The sequence below is a fragment of the Eoetvoesiella sp. genome (assembly GCF_035555955.1).
In the GTDB taxonomy this organism is placed as follows: domain Bacteria; phylum Pseudomonadota; class Gammaproteobacteria; order Burkholderiales; family Burkholderiaceae_B; genus Eoetvoesia.
Window position 1 is genome coordinate 1 of record NZ_DATMGA010000016.1, and the last position, 20,787, is coordinate 20,787.

Annotated in this window: 19 protein-coding genes and 1 tRNA gene; 15 read left to right on the forward strand and 5 right to left on the reverse strand. The window is 63.3% G+C overall.

Features of this window, described 5'->3' with window-relative positions:
* A partial coding sequence (locus tag VNT00_RS04475; RefSeq protein ID WP_325584941.1) for an SEC-C metal-binding domain-containing protein occupies nucleotides 1-917 on the forward strand: 917 nt, incomplete at its 5' end.
* 140 nt (nucleotides 918-1,057) lie between these two features.
* Here VNT00_RS04475 and mgtE read toward each other — a convergent pair.
* The 3 genes from mgtE to VNT00_RS04490 all read right to left on the reverse strand — a co-directional run bounded on the left by mgtE (nucleotide 1,058) and on the right by VNT00_RS04490 (nucleotide 4,348).
* Nucleotides 1,058-2,536 (reverse strand): magnesium transporter, encoded by a 1,479-nt coding sequence (gene mgtE / locus VNT00_RS04480; RefSeq protein WP_325584943.1) that lies wholly within the window; start codon nucleotides 2,534-2,536, stop codon nucleotides 1,058-1,060.
* A 9-nt stretch (nucleotides 2,537-2,545) separates the two neighbouring features.
* A complete protein-coding gene (locus VNT00_RS04485; protein ID WP_325585351.1) occupies nucleotides 2,546-2,890 on the reverse strand; it encodes an acyl-CoA thioesterase in 345 nt (114 codons plus the stop codon).
* Between the two features lie 249 nt (nucleotides 2,891-3,139).
* Nucleotides 3,140-4,348 (reverse strand): M20 aminoacylase family protein, encoded by a 1,209-nt coding sequence (locus VNT00_RS04490; RefSeq protein WP_325584945.1) that lies wholly within the window; start codon nucleotides 4,346-4,348, stop codon nucleotides 3,140-3,142.
* Nucleotides 4,349-4,493: 145 nt separating this feature from the next.
* Between VNT00_RS04490 and VNT00_RS04495 the strand changes: the two genes are divergently transcribed.
* Nucleotides 4,494-6,173: an AMP-binding protein gene (locus tag VNT00_RS04495; RefSeq protein WP_325584947.1), complete on the forward strand. Its 1,680-nt coding sequence runs from the start codon at nucleotides 4,494-4,496 to the stop codon at nucleotides 6,171-6,173.
* On the opposite strand, the gene VNT00_RS04500 is transcribed toward VNT00_RS04495, so the two are convergent.
* The gene (locus VNT00_RS04500; RefSeq protein ID WP_325584949.1) at nucleotides 6,170-7,024 is read right to left on the reverse strand and encodes an inositol monophosphatase family protein; all 855 of its coding nucleotides are present in this window, start codon (nucleotides 7,022-7,024) and stop codon (nucleotides 6,170-6,172) included. The genes VNT00_RS04495 and VNT00_RS04500 overlap by 4 nt on opposite strands.
* A 111-nt stretch (nucleotides 7,025-7,135) precedes the next feature.
* On the opposite strand from VNT00_RS04500, the gene mnmC reads away from it, so the two are divergent.
* From mnmC to VNT00_RS04525, 5 genes are all read left to right on the forward strand, one after another.
* Nucleotides 7,136-8,992: a bifunctional tRNA (5-methylaminomethyl-2-thiouridine)(34)-methyltransferase MnmC2/FAD-dependent 5-carboxymethylaminomethyl-2-thiouridine(34) oxidoreductase MnmC1 gene (gene mnmC, locus VNT00_RS04505; RefSeq protein WP_325584951.1), complete on the forward strand. Its 1,857-nt coding sequence runs from the start codon at nucleotides 7,136-7,138 to the stop codon at nucleotides 8,990-8,992.
* A gap of 114 nt (nucleotides 8,993-9,106) precedes the next feature.
* Complete coding sequence (locus VNT00_RS04510; RefSeq protein ID WP_325584953.1) at nucleotides 9,107-11,326, forward strand: glycoside hydrolase family 31 protein; 2,220 nt, start codon at nucleotides 9,107-9,109, stop codon at nucleotides 11,324-11,326.
* 71 nt (nucleotides 11,327-11,397) lie between these two features.
* Nucleotides 11,398-12,105 (forward strand): RNA polymerase sigma factor, encoded by a 708-nt coding sequence (locus tag VNT00_RS04515; RefSeq protein WP_325584955.1) that lies wholly within the window; start codon nucleotides 11,398-11,400, stop codon nucleotides 12,103-12,105.
* 114 nt (nucleotides 12,106-12,219) lie between these two features.
* Nucleotides 12,220-12,807, forward strand: coding sequence for a ferritin-like domain-containing protein (locus tag VNT00_RS04520; protein WP_325584957.1), 588 nt, complete (start codon nucleotides 12,220-12,222; stop codon nucleotides 12,805-12,807).
* Nucleotides 12,804-13,211 carry a c-type cytochrome gene (locus VNT00_RS04525; protein WP_414650885.1) on the forward strand — a complete coding sequence of 136 codons (408 nt, stop codon included), beginning with the start codon at nucleotides 12,804-12,806 and terminating at the stop codon, nucleotides 13,209-13,211. The genes VNT00_RS04520 and VNT00_RS04525 overlap by 4 nt, the downstream gene beginning before the upstream one ends.
* Nucleotides 13,212-13,392: 181 nt before the next feature.
* Here the strand turns inward: VNT00_RS04525 and VNT00_RS04530 are convergent.
* A tRNA-Lys gene (locus tag VNT00_RS04530) sits at nucleotides 13,393-13,468 on the reverse strand.
* 282 nt (nucleotides 13,469-13,750) lie between these two features.
* Here VNT00_RS04530 and VNT00_RS04535 point away from each other — a divergent pair.
* The 8 genes from VNT00_RS04535 to VNT00_RS04570 are packed head-to-tail and all read left to right on the forward strand — an operon-like array spanning nucleotide 13,751 to nucleotide 20,787.
* On the forward strand, nucleotides 13,751-14,884 hold the full coding sequence (locus VNT00_RS04535; protein ID WP_325584959.1) for an ABC transporter substrate-binding protein: 1,134 nt from the start codon (nucleotides 13,751-13,753) through the stop codon (nucleotides 14,882-14,884).
* Between the two features lie 59 nt (nucleotides 14,885-14,943).
* Nucleotides 14,944-15,819, forward strand: coding sequence for a branched-chain amino acid ABC transporter permease (locus VNT00_RS04540; protein ID WP_325584961.1), 876 nt, complete (start codon nucleotides 14,944-14,946; stop codon nucleotides 15,817-15,819).
* The gene (locus tag VNT00_RS04545) at nucleotides 15,820-16,779 is read left to right on the forward strand and encodes a branched-chain amino acid ABC transporter permease (RefSeq protein ID WP_325584963.1); all 960 of its coding nucleotides are present in this window, start codon (nucleotides 15,820-15,822) and stop codon (nucleotides 16,777-16,779) included. It abuts the gene before it with no gap.
* Nucleotides 16,772-17,530 carry an ABC transporter ATP-binding protein gene (locus tag VNT00_RS04550; RefSeq protein ID WP_325584965.1) on the forward strand — a complete coding sequence of 253 codons (759 nt, stop codon included), beginning with the start codon at nucleotides 16,772-16,774 and terminating at the stop codon, nucleotides 17,528-17,530. Before VNT00_RS04545 ends, VNT00_RS04550 begins: the two co-directional genes overlap by 8 nt.
* On the forward strand, nucleotides 17,527-18,258 hold the full coding sequence (locus VNT00_RS04555; RefSeq protein WP_325584967.1) for an ABC transporter ATP-binding protein: 732 nt from the start codon (nucleotides 17,527-17,529) through the stop codon (nucleotides 18,256-18,258). Before VNT00_RS04550 ends, VNT00_RS04555 begins: the two co-directional genes overlap by 4 nt.
* A gap of 18 nt (nucleotides 18,259-18,276) precedes the next feature.
* Nucleotides 18,277-19,101, forward strand: a complete 825-nt coding sequence (locus VNT00_RS04560) for an alpha/beta fold hydrolase (RefSeq protein ID WP_325584969.1) — start codon at nucleotides 18,277-18,279, stop codon at nucleotides 19,099-19,101.
* Between the two features lie 16 nt (nucleotides 19,102-19,117).
* A complete protein-coding gene (locus tag VNT00_RS04565) occupies nucleotides 19,118-20,158 on the forward strand; it encodes a 2,5-dihydroxypyridine 5,6-dioxygenase NicX family protein (RefSeq protein WP_325584971.1) in 1,041 nt (346 codons plus the stop codon).
* Entirely contained in the window at nucleotides 20,158-20,787 is a 630-nt protein-coding gene (locus tag VNT00_RS04570; RefSeq protein WP_414650891.1) for an isochorismatase family protein, read from the forward strand. The genes VNT00_RS04565 and VNT00_RS04570 overlap by 1 nt, the downstream gene beginning before the upstream one ends.

Genomic DNA, 20,787 nt, shown 5'->3' on the forward strand with positions numbered 1-20,787 from the left:
TCGCGGGCGACCGCGTGCGCGCCATCATGGAGCGCCTGCGCCTGCCCGAGGGCGAGCCCATCGAGGCGCGCATGGTGTCGCGTTCCATCGAATCGGCGCAGCGCAAGGTCGAGGCGCGCAACTTCGACATGCGCAAGCAACTGCTCGAGTACGACGACGTGGCCAACGACCAGCGCAAGGTTCTGTACGCGCAGCGCAACGAGGTGCTGGAGTCGTCCGACGTCTCCGAAACCATCGACAGTCTGCGTGTGGCCGCGATCTCGGACGTTTTCCGCGCGTACATCCCCGAGCAAAGCATGGAAGAGCAGTGGGACGTGCCCGCCTTGCAGACGCTGCTGGAGTCCGACTGGCAAATCGCCATGCCGCTGGCCGAGATGCTCGACAAAGAACCCAATCTTACCGACGACGACCTGCATGAGCGCGTGGTGGCCGAGGCCAACCGCCTGTATCAGGCCAAGGTGGACCTGGTCGGCCGCGAAAACTGGGCGCCGTTCGAGCGCTCGGTGCTGCTGCAGGCCATCGACACGCATTGGCGCAGCCATTTGCTGGCGCTCGATCACCTGCGCCAGGGCATTCACTTGCGCGGCTATGCGCAAAAAGACCCCAAGCAGGAATACAAGCGCGAAGCGTTCGAGCTGTTCTCCGACATGCTCGACCGCATTCGCAACGACGTCGTGAAGGTACTGCTCACGGTACAGATCCAGTCCGCCGAGCAGGTGGAAGTGGCCGAGCCCGAGCCCGCCAATCTGGACAACGTGCGCTACCATCATTCGGACTACGACGCCGCCCTGAGCGGCGCCGACCCCGGAATCGCCGAAGCCGCCAGCGCCGCGGCCATGCCCAAGGTAGGCCGCAACGACCCCTGCCCCTGCGGCAGCGGCAAAAAATACAAGCACTGCCACGGCAGGCTGGCGTAAGAGTGAAAAGCCGGGTGCCCTCACCTGGCTTTTTTTTGCGTGGCATCGGAGGGCCTTTCGCCGCCGGGCCGCCCCAAGGCGAAAGAGCCCCCTTGGGGGGCAGCAAGCCGCGTCAGCGGCGCGGCGTGGGGGCCCTTTATTTACATTAAGAAGACCGACGCCAGTCCCAGGAACAGGAAGAAGCCCAGGGTGTCGGTGGCGAAGGTGAGCAGAACGGACGACCCCATGGCGGGATCCTTGCCGAAGCGGTCGCGCAAAATGGGGATGAGCACGCCCAGGGTGGCGCCGATAAGCATATTGCCTATCATGGCCGCTATCATGACCAGCGCAATGGCCCAGGAACTGGAAATGAACCAGGCGAAGCCGGCCGTGATGAGGCTGCCGCACAGCCCTACCAGCAGTGTGACGGTGGATTCGCGCCGCACCAGCTGCCAGGCGTTCGAGCCGCTGACGCGGCCCACGGCCAGGGCGCGGATGATCATGGTCATGGTCTGGTTGCCTGAGTTGCCGCCGATGCCGGCGACGATGGACATGAGGAAGGCCAGGATGACGATGTGGCTGACGGTATCCTCGAAGCGCGAGGCGACGAACGAGGCGAACGACGCTGTGCACAGATTGACCAGCAGCCACGGAGCGCGGTTCTTCATGGCGTCCAGCACGGGCGCGAAGATGTCCTCTTCTTGCAGACCGGCGCGGGAAAGCGCCTGTTCCTGCGAGTCTTCCTGGATGACGTCCACGACCTCGGCGATGGTGACCCGGCCGATGAGGCGGCCCTGGTCGTCGATGACCGGCGCGGAGACCAGGTCGTAGCGCTCGAACGCGCCCGCCGCGTCGGCGTCGGAGTCGAGGGGATTCAGCGTGAGGTAGTCGGTGGTCATGACCTGCGCGACGTGGATGTCGGGCTCGCTGACCAAAAGCTTGGACAGCGCCAGCGTGCCCAGCAGCTTGTCCTGGCGGTCGACCACGAAGATCTGGTCGGTATGGTCGGGCAGCTCGTGCAGGCGGCGCAGGTAGCGCAGCACGACCTCCAGGGTGACGTCGTCGCGCACACGAACCATTTCGAAGTCCATGATGGCGCCCACCGTGTCCTCGGGGTAGCCCATGGCTTCGATGAGCTGGGCGCGCTCTTCGTCGGTCAGTCCCTTTTGCACCTCGGCCACGACGTCCGCGGGCAGGTCGGCCACCAGGTCGGCGATCTCGTCGGCATCCATGGTGCCGGTGGCCGCCACCAGATCCTGGTGGTCCATGGACTCGATGAGCGATTCCCGCGCCCAATCGTCGACCTCGAGCAGCACGTCGGCATCGTGCTCGGCATCGACCAGTTGCCATACCGCCTGGCGCTCATTGACCGGCAGCGACTCCAGGATGAAGGCGATGTCGGACGGATGCAGATTGTTGATGATCGCCCGGATTTCGTTTTCGTGCTGGCGGTGCACCATGCCTTCGAGCAGGTTGGAGCGCTCGTCGTCCTCGAATTGGCGATGGGCCAGCGCCTCGACGACCTCCTGCCGCTTCAGGATGCCTTGGAGCTTTTGCAGAGCCTGCTGCGCATCTTCGGGGTCCAGCCGCCGGGGGATGACAATAGGCTCGCTTTCGGGCGTGGCGTGGGTTTCCTGCATGGGCAAACCTTAGACGGAGGGTAGGGGGCGGGGTTTGCGCGAATCGTCGGTGGCGACGTAGGTGAAGGTGGCTTCGGTGACTTTGACGACTTCGGACTGCATATGCTGGCGCTCGGCGTAGACTTCGACGAAAACGGTGACCGAGGTCCTGCCTGTAGCGACGATTTCGGCGTAGTAGCTGAGCAGGTCGCCGACGAAGACCGGCTGCTTGAACGTGAACGAGTTGACGGCCACGGTTACGACCCGGCCCTGGGCGCGCCGTGCGGCGGGCACCGAGGCGGCGATGTCGGCTTGCGCCATGATCCAGCCGCCAAAGACGTCGCCATGGATGTTGGCATCGGAGGGCTGGGGCATGACGCGCAGGATCGCGTGGCGGTTGGGCGGCGGCAAGGCCGTTGGGTTTGTGGCGTCCAAGTGCGGCTCCGGGGTCTTGGCCCGCAGGAGCGGGCCCGTTGAAGGTAGGCGGGCGCCATCGGCGGCGGGCTGGCCTGATCCCTTAGACAATAGCACGCTATTTTAACGAGTCTGTGGCAAGCCGTGGCGAATGAGTGCGGGTCGGCCCCGCTGCCGCGTTTGCGCCAAGGCCGGGATGGCTGCGGGCCGTCAGGAGGCGGCCGCGTCGCGGGCCAGACGGCGCACCGCCAGTTCGACCCAGTAGGTGGCCCCGACCGGCAAAAGGGCGTCGTTGAAATCGTAGCTGCCGTTGTGCAGTGTGCAGGGCCCCAGGCCATGGCCGGCGCTGCGGTGGTCGCCCTGGCCGTTGCCTATCCAGACATAGCAGCCCGGCTTTTCCTGCAGCATGAAGGCGAAATCCTCGGAGCACATGGAGGGGCGCACGGCGGGATCGACGTGCTCGGCTCCGACGATGTCGGCCGCCACTTCGGCGCAGAAGGCAGCTTCGTCGGGGTGGTTGACCGTGGGCGGATAGTTGCGCGAAAAATTGAAGCTGGCCTTGCAGTTCATGGCCAGGCAGCTGAGTTCGGTGATTTCGGCCATGCGCTTTTCGATGAGGTCGAGGGCGGCGGTGGAAAAGGTGCGCACGGTGCCGCGCAAGGCCGCATCGTTGGGGATGACGTTGTCGGCCGAACCGGCGTGGATCTGGGTGATGCTGAGCACGGCCGGGTCTTGCGGGTCGAGCTCGCGCGAAATGACGGTCTGGAAGATCTGGGCCAGGTGTACCGCCGCCATGACGGGATCGTTGCCCATGTGGGGCATGGCGGCATGGGCGCCTTTGCCTTCGATGAGGATTTCGAACACATTGCTGGAGGCCATGATGGGGCCGGCCACCATGCCGAAGGAGCCCGCCGGCATGCCCGGCCAATTGTGCATGCCGAATACGGCCTCCATGGGAAACAGCTGGAACAGGCCGTCTTCGATCATTTTTCTGGCGCCGCTGAAGCCTTCCTCGGCGGGCTGGAAAATGACATAGACGGTGCCGTCGAAGTCCCGGTGCCCGGCCAGGTAGCGCGCCGCGGACAGCAGCATGGCCGTGTGGCCGTCGTGGCCGCAGGCGTGCATTTTGCCGGGGTGGCGGCTGGCATGCTCGAAGGTGTTGGCCTCTTGCATGGGCAGGGCGTCCATGTCGGCGCGCAGCCCCACAGCGCGGCCGTTATCGGTCTTGCCCCGTATGATGCCCACCACGCCGGTGCCGCCCAGGCCGCGATGGATTTCTATTCCCCATGACTCGAGCTGGCGAGCCACCAGATCGGAGGTTCTGAGTTCTTCGTAGGCAAGTTCCGGGTGGGCATGAATGTCGCGCCGGATGGCGGTAAGATCGTCTTGCCACTGGACGATGGGGTCGGCTAGTTTCATGGGTCCACGTCTTGGTTGTGATGCTGGTCGATAAACTGTACCCTGATCGCGGCGTATCATCAAACTGCATCGCAAAAAAGCGCCCACGCCGCTGCGCGGCCTGCTGCCCCCCGGGGTCGGCAAACATTTTTTTAGAGGCATGTTCGTGCAAAAACCCTGGTTGTCACATTATCCCGAAGGCGTCCCGCCGGAAATCGATCCCGACAGCTACGAGTCGCTGGTGGATCTGCTGGATCAGGCGTGCGCCCGGCATGCCGACCGGTGCGCGCTGGTGTTCATGGGCAGCCGGCTTTCGTATGCCGAGCTGGATCGGCACGCGAAAGCCGTGGCGGGCTGGCTGCAAAGCCTGGGCCTTCCCGCCGGCAGCCGTGTCGCCCTGATGATGCCCAACATCATGCCGTACATGGCAGTGCTGCTTGGCACGCTGCGCTGCGGCATGGTGGCCGTCAATGTCAATCCCATGTACACGGCGCCCGAGCTCGAGCATCAATTGCGCGACAGCGATGCCGACGTCATTTTCATTTTCGAGAACTTCGCCGCCACCTTGCAGCAGGTGCCCGTTCCCGCGCGCCCGCGCCATGTCGTGCTGGTGCCGGTGGGCGGCCTGCTGGGGTTCAAGGGGTGGGCGCTGGACTTCGCCGTGCGGTACATAAAGCGCATGGTGCCGCCATACAGCCTGGATGGCGCCCTGGCGCTGGACCAGGTGTTGCGCCGAGGCGCGGCGGCGGGCTTCATCCAGCCGGGCATTGCGCGGGACGACGTCGCCATCTTGCAATACACGGGCGGGACGACGGGAACGCCCAAAGGCGCCATGCTGACGCATCGCAATCTCGTGGCGAACGTCCTGCAGGTGCAGGCCGTGGCGCTGCCCGTGCTGGGCGACAGGCAGGGCGAAGGCATGGTCATTCTTACTGCGCTGCCCCTGTACCATATCTTCGCCCTGACCGTATGCGGCCTTTTCGCCGCCCATGCGGGGATGACCAGCGTGCTCATTGCCGATCCGCGCAAGCTGGGCACGATACTCGCCGCCTGGCGCAAGGATCCGGTCAATATCTTTCCTTCCGTCAATACCCTGTTCAACGGGTTGCTCAACAAGGCCGAGTTCACGAAGCTCGATTTTTCGGCTTTGCGGCTGTGTTTCGGGGGAGGGTCGGCGGTGCAGAAGGCCGTTGCCCAGAAATGGCAGACCGTTACCGGCCTGCCCATTATCGAGGGCTACGGTTTGTCCGAGACCTCGCCGGTGGCGCTGGTCAATCCTACCAATGCCAGCGAGTATTCGGGGGATATCGGCTTTCCCCTGCCGTCCACCGACATCGTCGTGCTGGGCGAGAACGACCGCGAGCTGCCGCCCGGCGAGGCTGGAGAGCTGGCAATAAAGGGCCCGCAGGTCATGAAGGGCTATTGGCAGCGGCCCGAGGAAACTGCCGCGTCATTCACCGCCAGCGGCTTTTTCAAGACCGGCGACATCGGCATCATGAGCGCCGAGGGGCGGGTGCGCATCATCGACCGCAAGAAAGACATGATCCTGGTGTCGGGATTCAACGTGTACCCCAACGAGATCGAGCAGGTGGTTGCCCAGCATCCGGGGGTTCTCGAGTGCATGGTGCTGGGGCTGCCCAGCGCGCAAACCGGAGAGATGGTCGCCTTGTACGTCGTCAAGAAAGACCCTGCCCTGACCGAACAGGACCTGCGCGACTGGTGCGCCCGCCAGCTTACCGGCTACAAGCGTCCGCATGTCGTCGAGTTCCGCGCCGAGCTGCCCAAAAGCAATGCCGGCAAGCTGTTGCGCAGAGTGCTGCGCGACGAGGTGCTGCAAAAAAACTAGAGCTCTGCGCGCTTCAAATGGGGTTGGATCATGGTGTCCAGGGCGTCGGCGATGTGCGGATTGGCTGCATATACATAGCCTGCGACGGGCCAGGGGTCTTTGTGGCGCATGTCTTCGGCCGCGCCGCCCGCCTCGCGCACGATAAGGGTGCCGGCGGCAACGTCCCATGGGGCCAGGCCCATTTCCCAATAGCCGTCGTAGCGCCCGCAAGCCACCCAGGCCAGATCCAGCGCGGCCGAGCCCATGCGGCGCACACCGCGCGTATTGCGCATGGCGGCGTCCAGGGTTGGCATGTACTGGCCGTAGAACGAAAAATCGCGGAACGGCAGGCCGGTTGCCAGCAGCGAGTCTTGCAGGACCTGGGTTTGTGAGCATGAAATCCGGTATTCGTTGAGCCAGGCGCCTATGCCGTGCATGGCGGTGAAGAGCTCTTCGCGATTGGGGTCGTAGATGACGGCGATGACGGGCGTGTCTTGCCGCAGCGGCTGCTCGTCGGCGTTCATGCAGCCGGCATGGGCGACAAGCGCGATGGAGACGGCATAGTGCGGAATGCCGTGCAGGAAGTTGGTGGTGCCGTCCAGCGGGTCGATATACCAGGTGGCGGTCGAGCCGCCGCTGCTGCCCGATTCTTCGGCGATGATGCCGAACTCGGGGGTTTGCTCGCGCAGGATGGCGATGATGGCGTCTTCCGCCTCGCGATCCGCCTGCGAGACGAGATCGTTTTGCGCTTTCTGGTCGACGATCAAATCATTGCGATGGCGAGCATGCGCCTGCAGGATGGCGGCTGCGGCGTGAGCCGCGGTAACGGCAGTCTTGAGGCATTCGCTAAGGTGCAACGAGGAAGATTTCATACAATTCGATCGTGCTCTGGTAACGTGGCTTCTTAGTTTACGCAACATTTGATCCGGTGTCTTTGGGTGCGCAGGCGTGCATTCCGGGAAACCGCCGCTTATTTCATCATCATGACTTTTCAGTTTGAGTCCCTGGTTCCAGCCGACGTGGCGTTCGACCAGGGCGGCACGCCCGTGAGCAAACTCTACGGCGATATCTACCATGCCCGGCAGGGCGCCATGGCGCAGGCCGACCACGTGTTCCTGCGCGGCAACGCCCTGCCCGAGCGCTGGAGGGGCAGGGCTGGCTTCACGGTGTGTGAAACGGGGTTCGGGCTGGGACAGAATTTCCTGGCGCTCTGGCATGCCTGGCTATCCGATCCGCAGCGCTCGACGCGTCTGCATATGGTGTCGTTCGAGGCGCATCCGTTCAGCCGCGCCGATCTGGCCCGTGTCCTGTTGCCCCGTGTGCCGGATTCGATGGCCGGCCTTGCGCGCCAGCTCGTCGACCAATGGCCGGCGCTGCTGCCCGGCATGCACAGGCTGGAGTTCCAGGAGGGCGCGGTGACGTTGACCCTGGCGTTCGGCGCGGTGGGCCGCATGGCCCACTTGGTACAGGCCCGCGCCGACGCGTTTTTCCTGGACGGTTTTTCGCCCAGCAAGAATCCCGAGATGTGGACGCCTTCATTGTTCGGGCAGTTGGTGCGCCTCGCTGCCAAGGGGGCGACGGCGGCCACGTGGTGCACGGCCAGGGAGGTGCGCGATGCCTTGTCCAATGCCGGCTTCCTGGTTTCCAGGGCGCCGGGCCTGGGCGGCACCCGCGACATGACAGTGGCGGTGCTGCGTCCCAATCTCGGGCGCGACGAGCCTCGTTCGGCTCCGCAGGACGCAGTGCTGGTGGTGGGCGGGGGACTGGCCGGCGCCGGCGTGGCGCACAGCCTCGCCCTGCGCGGCCGGCCGTGCCTGGTCATCGACCCGGTATTCGAGCGGGGCCTGGGCGCCAGCCATAAGGGCCATGTGGCCGCGGCGATCACGCCGCTGATCTCGCGCGACGACGATTTGCGGGCCAGGCTGACGCGCGCCGGATCGCAACGGGCCTTGCAGCGCTGGCAGCCGCTGCCCGCCCGCGCGCGGCCGAGCCGTTGCGGAACCATCGAGCTGGCGCAGGATGAAACCGAGGAAAGCGAGCGCCGCCGGGTCCTGGATGCCTTGTCGTTTCCCCGCGACTGGGTGTCGTGGCTGGATGGCGGCGATGTTTCGCGGCTTGCGGGTTTTCGGGTGGAGCAGGGCGGGGTGTATTTCTCCGACGGGCAACTGGTCCGGCCCGAGCTTCTTATCGAGGCCTTGCTGGGCAGCCCGGGCGTGCGCTGCTTGGCCGCGAGCGCGGGCGGGCTGGAGCCGGCCCGCGGCGGCTGGCGGGTTCTGGATGCCGGAGGTTCGCCGCTTGCCGAGGGGAGTACGGTGGTGCTGGCCAACGCGGCCCGGGCTCGCGGACTATTGCCGATGGGCGAGGGTCTGTCCAAGTTGCGAGCCATGCATGAACTGGCCGGGCAGGTCAGTTATTTCGATCCAGATCCCGGCCATGAGCCTTCGTTGATCCTGGGCGGGGCAGGGTACTGGCTGCCCCGTACCGCCGGGGTATGCGTGGGCGGCAGCACCTATGTGCCCAACGCCGCAGAAAGCCTGGTCACGGCCCAGGGCAGGATGGATATCGCCGGCAAGCTGTCCGGCATGCTGGACGTTCCGAAGGATGAACTGGCCGGCTGGGTAGCGGGCGGCGAGGGCTGGGCGGGTTGGCGGGCCGTGGTCGCCGGCCGCCTGCCTGTCATCGGAGAGCTGGAGGGAGCCCCCGGCGTATGGCTGGCTTGCGCCTATGGGTCGAGAGGCTTGACATGGTCGGCCCTGGCGGGAGACATTATTGCCGCGGCGTTGCACCATGAGCCTTTGATGCTGGAGCGCGATTTATTGCGCGCCGTGGCGCCGCGCTGAGCAATTTTTAAGGTTTTTTTGAAAGCATGGAATTGAGCCGATTTTATTTTATAGCGCAAATCCGTCAAAATAGTATCTTTTAATGAGTTTTAGCTAATTACCAAGGATTGCGCTGTGCCGCCCAAGTCTGACTTTGCTCACGTGACGCAACTGAACGCCTTACAGTTTTTAACCGCGAAATCGACACGCGTCGATTTCGCCGTCGACGACACCGACCTGCAGCTCCATGTCGAGGCGCATGCGCCCGGCGTGTATCGTCTGCGCGTGGCGCCGGCCGCCGTGCTGCTCGAAGAAAAACCCACCATGCGCTCGCGCCAGCAAGCCGAGATGCTGCTGGCCCGCCAGGAGGCGGTAGGCGAGCTGGCGGTCAGCTCCATTCCCGAGCGCGAGCAGCAGGGCTGGCGCCTTGAGCAGGGCGACGTCGTCCTGGAACTCACGCATTCGCCCTTGCAGTTCACATTGAGCCGGTCCGGCCAATGCCTGGTTGCCACGGAGCCTCTGGCGGCGCTGGGCCTGGCCCGCACCCAGGATGGGGGGCGGGGCTGGCGCCTGGGGTTCGACCTTGACGGCGACGACAGCCTGTATGGCCTGGGCGAGACCGCGGGCGACCTGGAGCGGCGCGGGCAAAAAATCGTCGCCGACCATCCGCGCGGCCGGGCGCTGCCTCTGGCATGGAGCACCAAGGGCTGGGGCGTCTATGTCAACAGCCTGGGACGGGTCGAGCACGATCTTGGCGCCGAGAACCCCGAGGTTTATTCCATAGCCCTGCACGATCCGGTGCTGGATGTCTTTTTGTTTGCCGGCGAACCGGCGGAAATCCTCAACCAGTATACGGCGCTGACGGGCCGGGCCGGCCAGCCCGGCTTGTGGCCCATGGGAGTCTGGCTGGATCAGGCCGAAGGCCAGTCTGTCCAGGCGACGTTGGCGCAAGTGCGGCAATTGCGCGAATCCGGGCTGGGCCTGGACGCGGTTCAACTGGCGGCGCCTGTCGTTTATGGCTTTCAAGCCGACAAGCCGGCGTTCGAGTGGGATGCTTCGCGTGTCGAAGACGCCAGGGCAGTGCTGGCGGATTTCCAGGAGCTTGCCGTCCAGATTGTGGCGCCGACGTTTCCGGGTGTCTTGGCCGGCTCCAGCCTGTTCGACGAATGGGAAGACCGCGGCTGGCTGCTTCTTGGCGACAACGGCAGCGCCCATGTTTTCGCGGGTTGCGCGGCTTCCGGGGGCAAGCCGTTCGGCCTGCTCGATCTTACCTATAAAGACGTCTACAAGCTTTGGTCCGAACGCCAGCGCCAGATGTTCGACGAGGGCGTGGGCGCCCCCGCGTGCGAAGCGCAGTTCGACATTCCCGACGACGTGACCGCCCGGGGCGGCGAAACCGGCGCGGTGCTGCGCACCATCTACCCGTTGCTGGCGCGCAGGGCCTTGTTCGATGCCGTCGCCGGCCACAAGACGCCTCAGGAAGGCGTTGTGCTCAGCTCCGATCTCTTCCCCGCCGTGCAGCGCTATGCCTGGCAGCGCGGGCCCAAGGTCGAAAACAGCTGGGCGGGACTCGAGCATTCGCTGCGCACGGCGCTGGCCTTGGGCGCCAGCGGCGTGCCGGTGCAGATGCACACCTTGGGCAACGCCGAGGCGCCGGCCAACGGCATGAACGCCGAGCTTTACATACGCTGGCTTGCCGCCAGCGTGTTTTCGGCCAATTTCAGTTTCCAGGGCCTGCCCGCTTTGCTGCCGGGCGCTTTCGACGATAAAACCCGGGCTCTCGTGCAGCATTGGCTGCAATGGCGTTATCGCCTGGTGCCGTACGTGCTGGGCATCATCGAGGATGCCGTGCGCACCGGCCTGCCTGTGCAGCGGTCGATGGCGCTGGCCTTTCCGGGCGATCCCGTGGCGCATGCCTGGGACACCCAGTATCTGCTGGGGCCCGCCCTGCTGGTCGCCCCCGTCTTGACGCCGGGCGAGGAAACAAAAGTGTATTTGCCCGAAGGAGATGCGTGGTGGGACCTGAACACCGGCTGGCGCTACGAGGGCGGCACCACCTGGACGGTGCGGGCGGGGCTCGATACCCTGCCCATCTTCGGCCGGGAAGGGCATATGCTGTGCCTGGGGCCCGTGGTTCAAAATACCAGCGAGTTCAATTCGGCGCGGCTGCTCGACGAGGTCTGGATGTTCGGCATGCCCGAGCATAGCCCGGTCGTCATGCGCAACAAGATACGCGTCATGCAGATGCAGGGATCCAGCTACATCAAAGGGCTGGAAGGCCTGCGTATTCTCCCCTCCGAGGGCCTGGAAGTGAAGCGGCGCGGCGCCGAGGTGCGCATCTCCCGCATACGCTGATGCAGCGGGCCGGGAACGCCGGCCCGGCTTTCGGCCTCCAATGGGTAAAGCTACTCGTAAAAGGACGCCGCATGCCGCTCGCGCTGATTCATCCCCCCGATTTGCCCGACACGGATGCCGGCCTGGCGCAATGCGTCGCGCAAGGCAGTCCGCGCGCGCTGACGGTGCTGATGCGCCGCTACAACCAAAGGCTTTACCGCGTGGCGCGCAGCATTCTGCACAACGAGGCCGACGCGGAAGAGGCGGTTCAGGAAGCTTTTTACCTTGCCTATCGGGCCATGGGCACATTCCGGGGGGAGGCCAGCCTTTCCACGTGGCTGACGCGGATCGTCGTCAACGAATCGACCCGGCGCTTGCGCAAAGGCAAGCGCCTTTCCGCCTTGCTGGAATTCAGCGACGCGCTCGAGTCGTTCGACGACGGAGTGCGGGGCGGCATCAACGGGGCGAGGCCCGAGCAGCCGGAGCAGGCCATGGCACGTCAAGAAATGCGCCGATTGATCGAAGCGAAAATCGATGAACTGCCCGATGAGTTTCGGACGGTATTCGTCATGCGCGCGGTCGAGGGCTTGCCGGTCGACGAGGTGTCGGCATGCCTGGGCATTCCCGCCTCGACCGTGCGCACCCGCTACTTCAGGGCCAGAGCCCTGTTGCGCAAAATGATGGCGCGCGACGTGGGGCTGGGCCTGGAAGACGCTTTTTCATTTGCCGGCGCGCGCTGCGACCGCATCGTCGCGGCGGTGCTCAGCCGCCTGGAGCAGGCTCCGGCGCCGCCTTCCTGACGCCCGTTCCCTATCCCTTTTCTTGTCGTTGTACCTATCCTCCGGCTATTGGCCGCTGAGGACGGGACTGCTGTTGTCTTTTGTCGGATGAAGTTCTTGAATAGGAGTGATGTTATGTCGTTTCTCAACTATCTTTCACAGCCTGACCAGGGCTTGAGCGGCTCGCGGCGTTTTTTCCTGGGCCGTTCTGGTTTGATGCTTTCGGGGGCCGCCGTGGCGTTGATGGCGGGCAACGAGGTGTTGGCCAAGGGCCAGGGCTCGAAGTCGGCCGAATCGGATGTGCGGGTTCTGAACAGCGCGCTGGGCGCCGAACTCGAGGCGGTCGCCGCCTATCAATTGGGGGCCGACAGCGGCCTGCTGAAAAAGCCGGCGCTGGATCTGGCCCTGACCTTCCAGGGACAGCACCGCGAGCATGCGGAGTTGCTGGCAAAAACCGTGGGCAAGCTGGGCGGCAAAGCAGTTGTCGCGAAAGAAAAATACCACTTCCCGACGGATACGCTCAAAACGCAGGCCGACGTTCTGCGTTTTGCGGCCATGCTCGAGAAGGGCGCCGTCAGCGCCTATCTTGGCGCGGTGCCCGTGTTCGACAATCGCGACCTGGCCAAGGCGGCCGCCAGCATACTGGGCGACGAGGCCATGCATTGGGCTGTTCTGCGGCAGGCATTGGGAGAGGCCCCGGTCCCCTCGGCCTTCATGTCATGAACGGGAGGCTTGCCTGGCTGCTTTGTCTCTGTATTGGGGGCCTGGGTGCCAGCGTCGCTTATGCCCAGGCCCCCATGACGGGCGATGCGGCGCGGGGGAAGGAAATCTATTCCCGGTGCCTGGCCTGCCATGCCCTGGCGTACGATAGAACCGGCCCCCGGCATTGCGGCCTGTTCGGGCGCAAGGCCGGGTCGGTCAAGGGGTTTCCGTATTCCCAGGCGATGCGCGATTCGCACATCGTGTGGGATGAAAAGACGCTGAACTGGTTTCTGGCCAACCCCATGACCGCGATTCCCGGGACGGCCATGGGTTATGCCGGCATTCCCGATCCTCAGGAGAGGGCTGACCTGATCGCGTATTTGAAGCAGGCAAACGAAGGTCCCGATTGCGCGAAAAAGCCTTAGGAGCCGGGAAGGTGGAGTCGTTCCCGACGGAGGGAGGACGGCCAATCGGCTTGGCGGTGCTTGCACAGGCCACGCATCCAATACACCCTGCCAACTCGCAGGCTTTCCGGCACGACAAAAAGCATAAATAGAAAAAGCCGCCCCAGGGCGGCTTTAACGTATTGATTTCTTTTGGGTTTGTTGGTGGGCTGGCCGGGGCTCGAACCCGGGACCAACGGATTAAAAGTCCGGTGCTCTACCAACTGAGCTACCAACCCATCTTGAACCAAAGATCGCGATTATGGGGCTTTTTTGGGGTGTTGTCAAATTGGCACACTACGCAGCTTGTATCAAAAATCTTCTCCGCTTCAGAGCCCATTATGTTGTTAATGGGCTGGGTATCTAGAGTTTTCCATGCTCTTCCGTTTCTATATTTATTAATCGATCAGTCAATTAAGGAATTCCCTAGATTTTATTTATTGATCGTTTAGTTAATATTATGGGAATGCTTTGCCGCATGGCGACGGCGCAGCAAAACCACGAACACAAGGAGATGGCTTATGAGGATGACAGTATTGGCATTGTCGGTTGTCGCGAGCGCCGCGGCGATGACGGCCCACGCCGCCGACACGATCAGGATAGGCGTGATTCAGCCTTTGACGGGCTCGGTGGCATATAACGGCGCGGCTGACGTGAACGGTTCCAAAATTGCCGTGAAAGAGCGCAATGCCAAGGGCGGCGTGCTGGGCAAGCAGGTGGAGCTAGTCGTCGAAGACGGGGAATGCCAGCCCTCGAAGACGGTCAACGCGGCCGAAAAACTGATCCAGCAGGACAAAGTACCGGTGATCTCGGGGGCGTTCTGCAGCTCGGCGACGATTGCGGCGATGAGTGTTGCGGCGAAGTACAAGGTGCCGCTGCTGTCGGGTGTGTCGTCCAAAAGCGACCTGACCGAGCGCGGCAACGAGTGGTTCTTCCGCAGCGCGGAAACGGACGGCTTGCTGGCCCGCGCGTTCGCCAAGATTCTGGTCGACCAGTTGCATCTGAAGAAGATTGCATACATCGGGGTCAACGATGACTGGGGCCGCGGCGGCATGAACGAGTTTTCGAAGCAGATCGAAGCCATGGGCGGCGAGACGGCCATGAAGCTTTACTTCGACCATGGCACGACGGATTTCTACACCATGTTGACGCGAGTGCGCGCGGCCAAGCCCGACGGTGTGTTCGTCGCGGCGGAAACCCAGGACGGCTCCATCCTCGTCAAGCAGATGAAGGAGGTCAACCTTCAAAGCAAGGTCTTCGGCGTGGGCAGCTGGGCCACGGCCGATTTCGTGAAGCTGGCGGGCGACGCCGCCCAGGGCATACATGCCGCCGTGCCTTATGCCTACACCATCGATCGCCCCGAGAATAAAAAATTCGTCGCGGCATACAAGACCGAATACGGGGAACTGCCCGGCAAGTATTCGGCCGCCGGCTACAACGCGCTGAACATCATCATGGATGCCATTGAGCGCGCCGGCTCGGCCGATCCGGACAAGATCCGCCAGGCAATGGCCAAGACCGACTATCACGGCCCCAACGGCTCCTTCAAGTTCGACGCCAAGCATCAGGCTTATGGTTTCGACGCCGTCCTGGTGCGCCTGAACGACGGGAAGCCGGAAATCGTCGCGCAAGCCACGGTCACTGACGACAAATAGCAAGCTGCCAAGGAACTGGGTCGCCATGCGTGCCCGGTCCATTCATGGAAGGAGGCATTGTGTTTGATTTGTTTTTGCAGTTTGTCGTGAATGGACTGGTCAACGGGACGTTCTACGCTTTGTCGGCGCTTGGCCTGACATTGATATTCGGCCTGATGAGGCTGGTGAATTTCGCGCATGGCGAGTTCTACATGATTGGAGGGTTGCTGGGCTGGGTCGTCACCCAGAAGCTGTCCATGGACTTCTTTTCCGGTCTGGTCGTAGTGGTGGCGGTCATGGCTGCGTTTGGCTGGCTGCTGGATCGCTACGTAATCGTGAGGATCCGCGATAAAGGGCCGGAGCCTGGCATTCTGCTGACCATAGGGCTGGCGATCTTCCTGACGAACACGGCCTTGATGCTGGTTGGGACGGCGCCGCAGAAAGTGCTGGCGCCGGTTCCCAGCACGCCGCTGCTTCTTGGTCCCATCATCATCACCGAAGTGCGCTTGTTTGCCATCGCGGTTTCCATCGCCGCCATCGTCGGCGCCCGCTTGCTGATCCAGAAGACCAAGCTGGGCAAGGCCATGCGGGCAACCTTCCAGGACGCCACGGCAGCCAGCCTGGTGGGCATCAACACAGCTTCCATCTACGCATCGACGTTTGCGCTGGGCTCGGCATTGGCCGCTACGTCGGGAATGCTGCTTGGATCCATCTATGTGGCGCAGGCATCCATCGGCGGGCTGATCAGTCTCAAGGCCTTCGTCGTCGTGATCCTGGGCGGCATGGGCAATTTTGCCGGCGCCATCCTCGGCGGCCTGATCCTGGGGGTGGCCGAGGCACTGTGGGGCGGGTATGTCCAGACCGGCACCGTCGACATGGTGGGATTCGCGCTGGTGATCTTGATACTTTTTTTCCGTCCCTACGGTTTGTTCTCGGTTCGTGCGGAGCGTGCCTAAATGAAATTCGAACGTAATGTCCTGGCCGGATTTCTGGTTGTATCGGTACTGCTGGGGATCTTTCTGCGGAACGACTACCTGCTGCACATCCTCGTCATGGTGCTGATGTACGCCATATTGGCCAGCAGCCTCAACCTCATCGTGGGCTACGTGGGTGAATTCCCCTTGGGACACGTGGCGTTCTTCGGGCTGGGCGCCTATACGGTCGCGTTGCTTAGCACGCCGGCCGTGGGCCTGCCCCTGGCGGCTGCCATTCCGCTGGCTGCCTTGGTTGCCGCGGTATTCGGCTGGCTCATCGGGCGGATCACCTTGCGCCTGAACGGTCCCTTCTTCGTCATCATTACCCTGGCGTTCGCCGAGGTGCTGCGCTTGCTTGCCGGCAACTGGGTTGCCTTGACGAACGGTCCCATGGGGATCGCCGGCATTCCGCATCCCGCCGTTTTCGACCTGTTGCCCTGGCTGGCTGGCAAGCGGGGCTTCGTCATGCTGGGAGCGGCGCTGCTTGCCATCACCTTCTTCGTCGGTTACCGCCTGGTGTATTCCAGTGCGGGCAGGGCGGCCGTGACCCTGCGCGAAAACCGCTATGTCGCTCAGTCCGTGGGCATAGACCCCTTTCGCTATTCATTGTTCGTATTCGTGGTGGCCGCCTTCCTGGCGGGTCTGTCGGGAGCGTATTACGCCACCTACATTTCCTTCGTGGGTCCCGAGGTATTCAGTTTCCCGTTCACGGCAACCATGATCATCATCGTCCTGCTGGGCGGCAAGGGTTCTTTGATAGGGCCCGTGCTGGGCGCCGTCATCGTGACCCTGCTCGAAGCCTACCTGCGCGAATTCAACGAGCTGCGTTTGTCCCTGTTCGGGCTGATCGTCATGGCCGTGGTGCTGTTCGCGCCCGACGGTGTGATGGGCTATGCGCGGCAACGTTTCCAGTCGTTCTTCAAGGAGGCCGGCCATGCTTGAAATCAAAGGCCTTAGCAAATCGTTCGGTGGCATCCATGCCGTCCAGAATATCGGGTTCGATGTGCCCAAGGGGGATATCGTCAGCTTGATCGGCCCGAATGGCGCGGGCAAGACGACCTGCTTCAACTTGATCACCGGCTTTTACCGGCCCACGCAAGGCCGGGTATTGTGGGATGGCGCGGACGTGACGGCGACGAGCCCTTGCCGCATGGCGCAGTTGGGGGTGATACGCACCTTCCAGAAAACCAATGTGCTGCGCAACCTGACTGCCTACGAAAACCTGATGCATGCGCATTATCTGCGCGATCGCACGTCGTTCTGGCGCGTGTTCTGGCCGGATGCGCGCGTGGCGGCGGCCCGGGCGGAGATCCGCGAGTCGTCCCAGGCCATTCTCGGCCTCATGGGGCTGGGAAAAAGGGCGGATGTCCAGGCCGGTTCCTTGTCCTGCGGCGAGCTGCGCCTGCTGGAAGTGGGTGTGGCGCTGGCAGCCAGGCCCCGCCTGCTGATGCTGGACGAGCCGGCTGCTGGCCTGAACACGCGCGAGGCGGACGGCTTGGCGGAACTGTTGGCGGGACTGCCCGGGAAATGGGTCGAATCCATTTTGCTGGTCGAACACAATATGAACTTGATCATGAAGGTATCCGACAGCATCGTGGTGATGAACTTCGGCAAGAAGCTGGCGCAGGGCACGCCCGGCGAAATCCAGCGCAACGAAGAAGTGCTTGAGGCATACATGGGGAAGGCGGCATGAGCATTGGAACAGATCCGCACTCGCTGCTGGCGCTGGACGACGTGGTGGCGGGATACGGCAATTTGACTGCCCTGCACGGAATCAGCCTGCGGGTGAGGCAGGGCGAGGTGGTGGCTTTACTGGGGGCCAACGGCGCGGGCAAGTCGACGACATTGCGCACGATTTCCGGGCTGATCAGGCCCTCTGCCGGATCCGTGAGCTGGAAAGGCGATGCCATTGCCGGGCGAGAGCCGGAAAGCGTCCTGCGCCTGGGCATTTCTCATTGCCCGGAAGAGCGGCACATCTGGCCCGAAATGACCGTGGCCGAAAACGTCGAGCTGGGCGGCTATTTGCTGAAGTCCAAGGCGGAACTGCAGCGGCGCAAGGATATTGCGTTTCATCGGTTTCCCCGGCTGCGGGAGCGCGCGGGGCAGCTTGCAGGCACCCTGAGCGGCGGCGAGCAGCAAATGCTGGCGATCGCCAGGGCGCTGATGTCCGAGCCTGAGTTGCTCATCCTGGACGAACCCAGCCTTGGCCTGAGCCCGAAGATGGCGCTGGAGGTGTTCGACGTCGTGCGGGAAATCAACGCGCACGGAGTGTCCATCCTGCTGGTCGAGCAGAACGTGCACAACGCGCTGAGCGTCGCGTCACGTGCCTATGTGCTCGAAACAGGAAAGATCATTGCCGAGAAAAGCAGTCATAGCTTGTTGAATGACCCGGATCTGCTGAGCGCTTATCTGGGAGGTTGACCGATGAAAGGAGTTTGCATGAATACGCTTGCCGCGCCCTCGACGTTTTGCTACGGGGCGAATGTCCACGCCAATAATATCCGCCAGCACTATCTGCGGTACGGCGGCTCCGGACCCGCCCTGGTGCTGGTGCCCGGCATTACCAGCCCCGCGCCGACCTGGGGTTTCGTGGGGGAAAGGCTGGGCGGGCATTTCGACACCTATGTCCTGGATGTCCGCGGGCGCGGCCTGTCCGAGGCTTCGGATGCGCTGGACTACGGCGTGGACGCGTGCGCGCAGGATGTGCGGGCTTTCATCGAGGCTCTGGGCTTGCGCGACGTCGTGCTGCTGGGCCATTCGATGGGCGCGCGCATCGCCTTGCGGGCCGCCGCCGGCGGGGGCATGCCGCTGGCCAGGCTGCTGCTGGTCGATCCGCCGGTATCGGGCCCGGGGCGCCGCGCCTATCCGTCCAACATCGCCTGGTACCGCGATTCGATAGCGCTGATGCAAAAGGGCGGCGATGCGGAGCGGATGCGCCCGTTCTGCCCAAGCTGGACGCAGGAGCAACTGCAACTGCGGGCGGAATGGCTCCATACCTGCGATCTCAGGGCTGTGCTGGAAAGCTACGAGTGGTTCCACACCGACGACATGTTCCCCGATCTGTCGCAGGTTCAATCCGTGCCGACGCTGGTAATGGCGGCGGCGCGGGGCGAGGTCATTCTCGATGAGGATCTCGACCAAATGCGCACGTTGAATCCAGGGCTGGCCATGACGCGCGTCGAAGAGGCCGGCCACATGATCCCCTGGGACAACGAAGAAGGCTTTTATCGGGCCTGCTCGCAGTTCCTGGGCGTAACCATCTAAATCCGAAGAGGCAATCATGGCGGTTTCCGATTATCAATTGATCCAGGCCTGGAATCAGGTGCTCAAGCTGTCGAAGGTGGAAAAGGGCCAGATGGTCAGCATCCTGACCAGCACGAATACCCACCCCCGGACTCTGGCCGCCGCGAAAATCGCGCTGGCCGGACTGGGGGCGCATATGGCGCAAATCGACCTTCCTCCGGTCAATGCCGAGTTGTCCCTGAGCCGCGATGCGCTGGCCTATCTGGGCACGACTCCTTTGACGGACAACCCGGCCGCCATTGCGGCGTTGAAAGCCAGCGACCTGGTGCTGGATTTGATGACACTGCTGTTTTCACCGGAGCAGCACGATATCCTCAAGTCCGGCACCAAGATACTTTTGGCGGTCGAACCTCCCGAAATACTGGCTCGCCTGGTTCCCACCGAGGAAGACCGAGCGCGGGTGGTGAGGGCCGCGGGAATACTCGAAGGCGCCGGGTCCATGCGGGCGGTATCGGACGCGGGCACCGATCTGGTGTTGCCGTTGGGGCAATACCCCGTCGTCAAGGAATACGGCTTTGTCGACGAGCCGGGCCGATGGGACCACTGGCCCAGCGGCTTCATCCTTACCTGGCCCAACGAAGGCGGAGCGCATGGAAAGATCGTGCTCGATCGGGGCGACATCCTTTTGCCCATGAAGTCGTATGTGGCGCAGCCGGTCGAAATGACGGTGCAGAACGGTTTCGTCACCAAGATCGAAGGCGGACTGGATGCCGACTTGCTGAACGAATACATGGAGTCGTTCGACGATCCCGACGCCTATGCCATGTCGCACGTGGGCTGGGGCTTGCAGCCCCGCGCCTATTGGTCGACCCTGGGGCTGTACGACAAAGAGCAGACTCTGGGCATGGATGCCCGCGCCTACGAGGGCAACTTCCTGTTTTCCATGGGGCCCAACAATGAGGTGGGCGGCAGCCGCGCCACGCCATGCCATATCGACATTCCATTGAGGCAGTGCACGGTATCGGTGGACGACAAAGTGGTTGTTCGCAAGGGCGTGGTTTGCCAGGACGAAGCATGATGGCCGGCCAGGATGTCTATGCGCGCCAGGGCTTCGGGAACCGCCTTGATGTGGCCGGCAATATTGGCCTGCTGATCGTCGATTTCGTCAACGGCTTTGCCGACCCGCAGGCGTTCGGCGGCGGGAATGTCGCCGACGCGATCGCCAATACAAGGCCGGTGCTGGAGGATGCTCGGCAACGGGGATGGCCTGTCGCCCACAGCCGGATCGTGTTTGCCGACGACAAGGCGGATCTGAACATATTCGGCCTCAAGGTTCCTCCCCTGGCGAATCTTCGGCGGGACGACCCGGCCAGCGCCATTGTCGATGAACTGGCGCCGGCAAAAGGGGAACTGGTGGTCTGCAAGACGGAGCCTTCCGCGTTCTTCGGCACCAATCTTGCGGCATGGCTGACGCAGCGCGCCGTGCGGACGCTCTTGATCGCCGGCGCGACCACCAGCGGGTGCGTGCGGGCCAGCGTGGTCGATGCCATGTCGCATGGGTTTCGCCCCTTTGTCCTGGAGGATTGCGTGGGGGACAGGGCGCTGGAGCCGCATAGGGCGAACTTGTTCGACATCCAGCAAAAATACGGCGAGGTCGTTCCTTATCCCGGCTTGCGCGCCCAGCTTCTGGCACAGTCAGGCATTTGA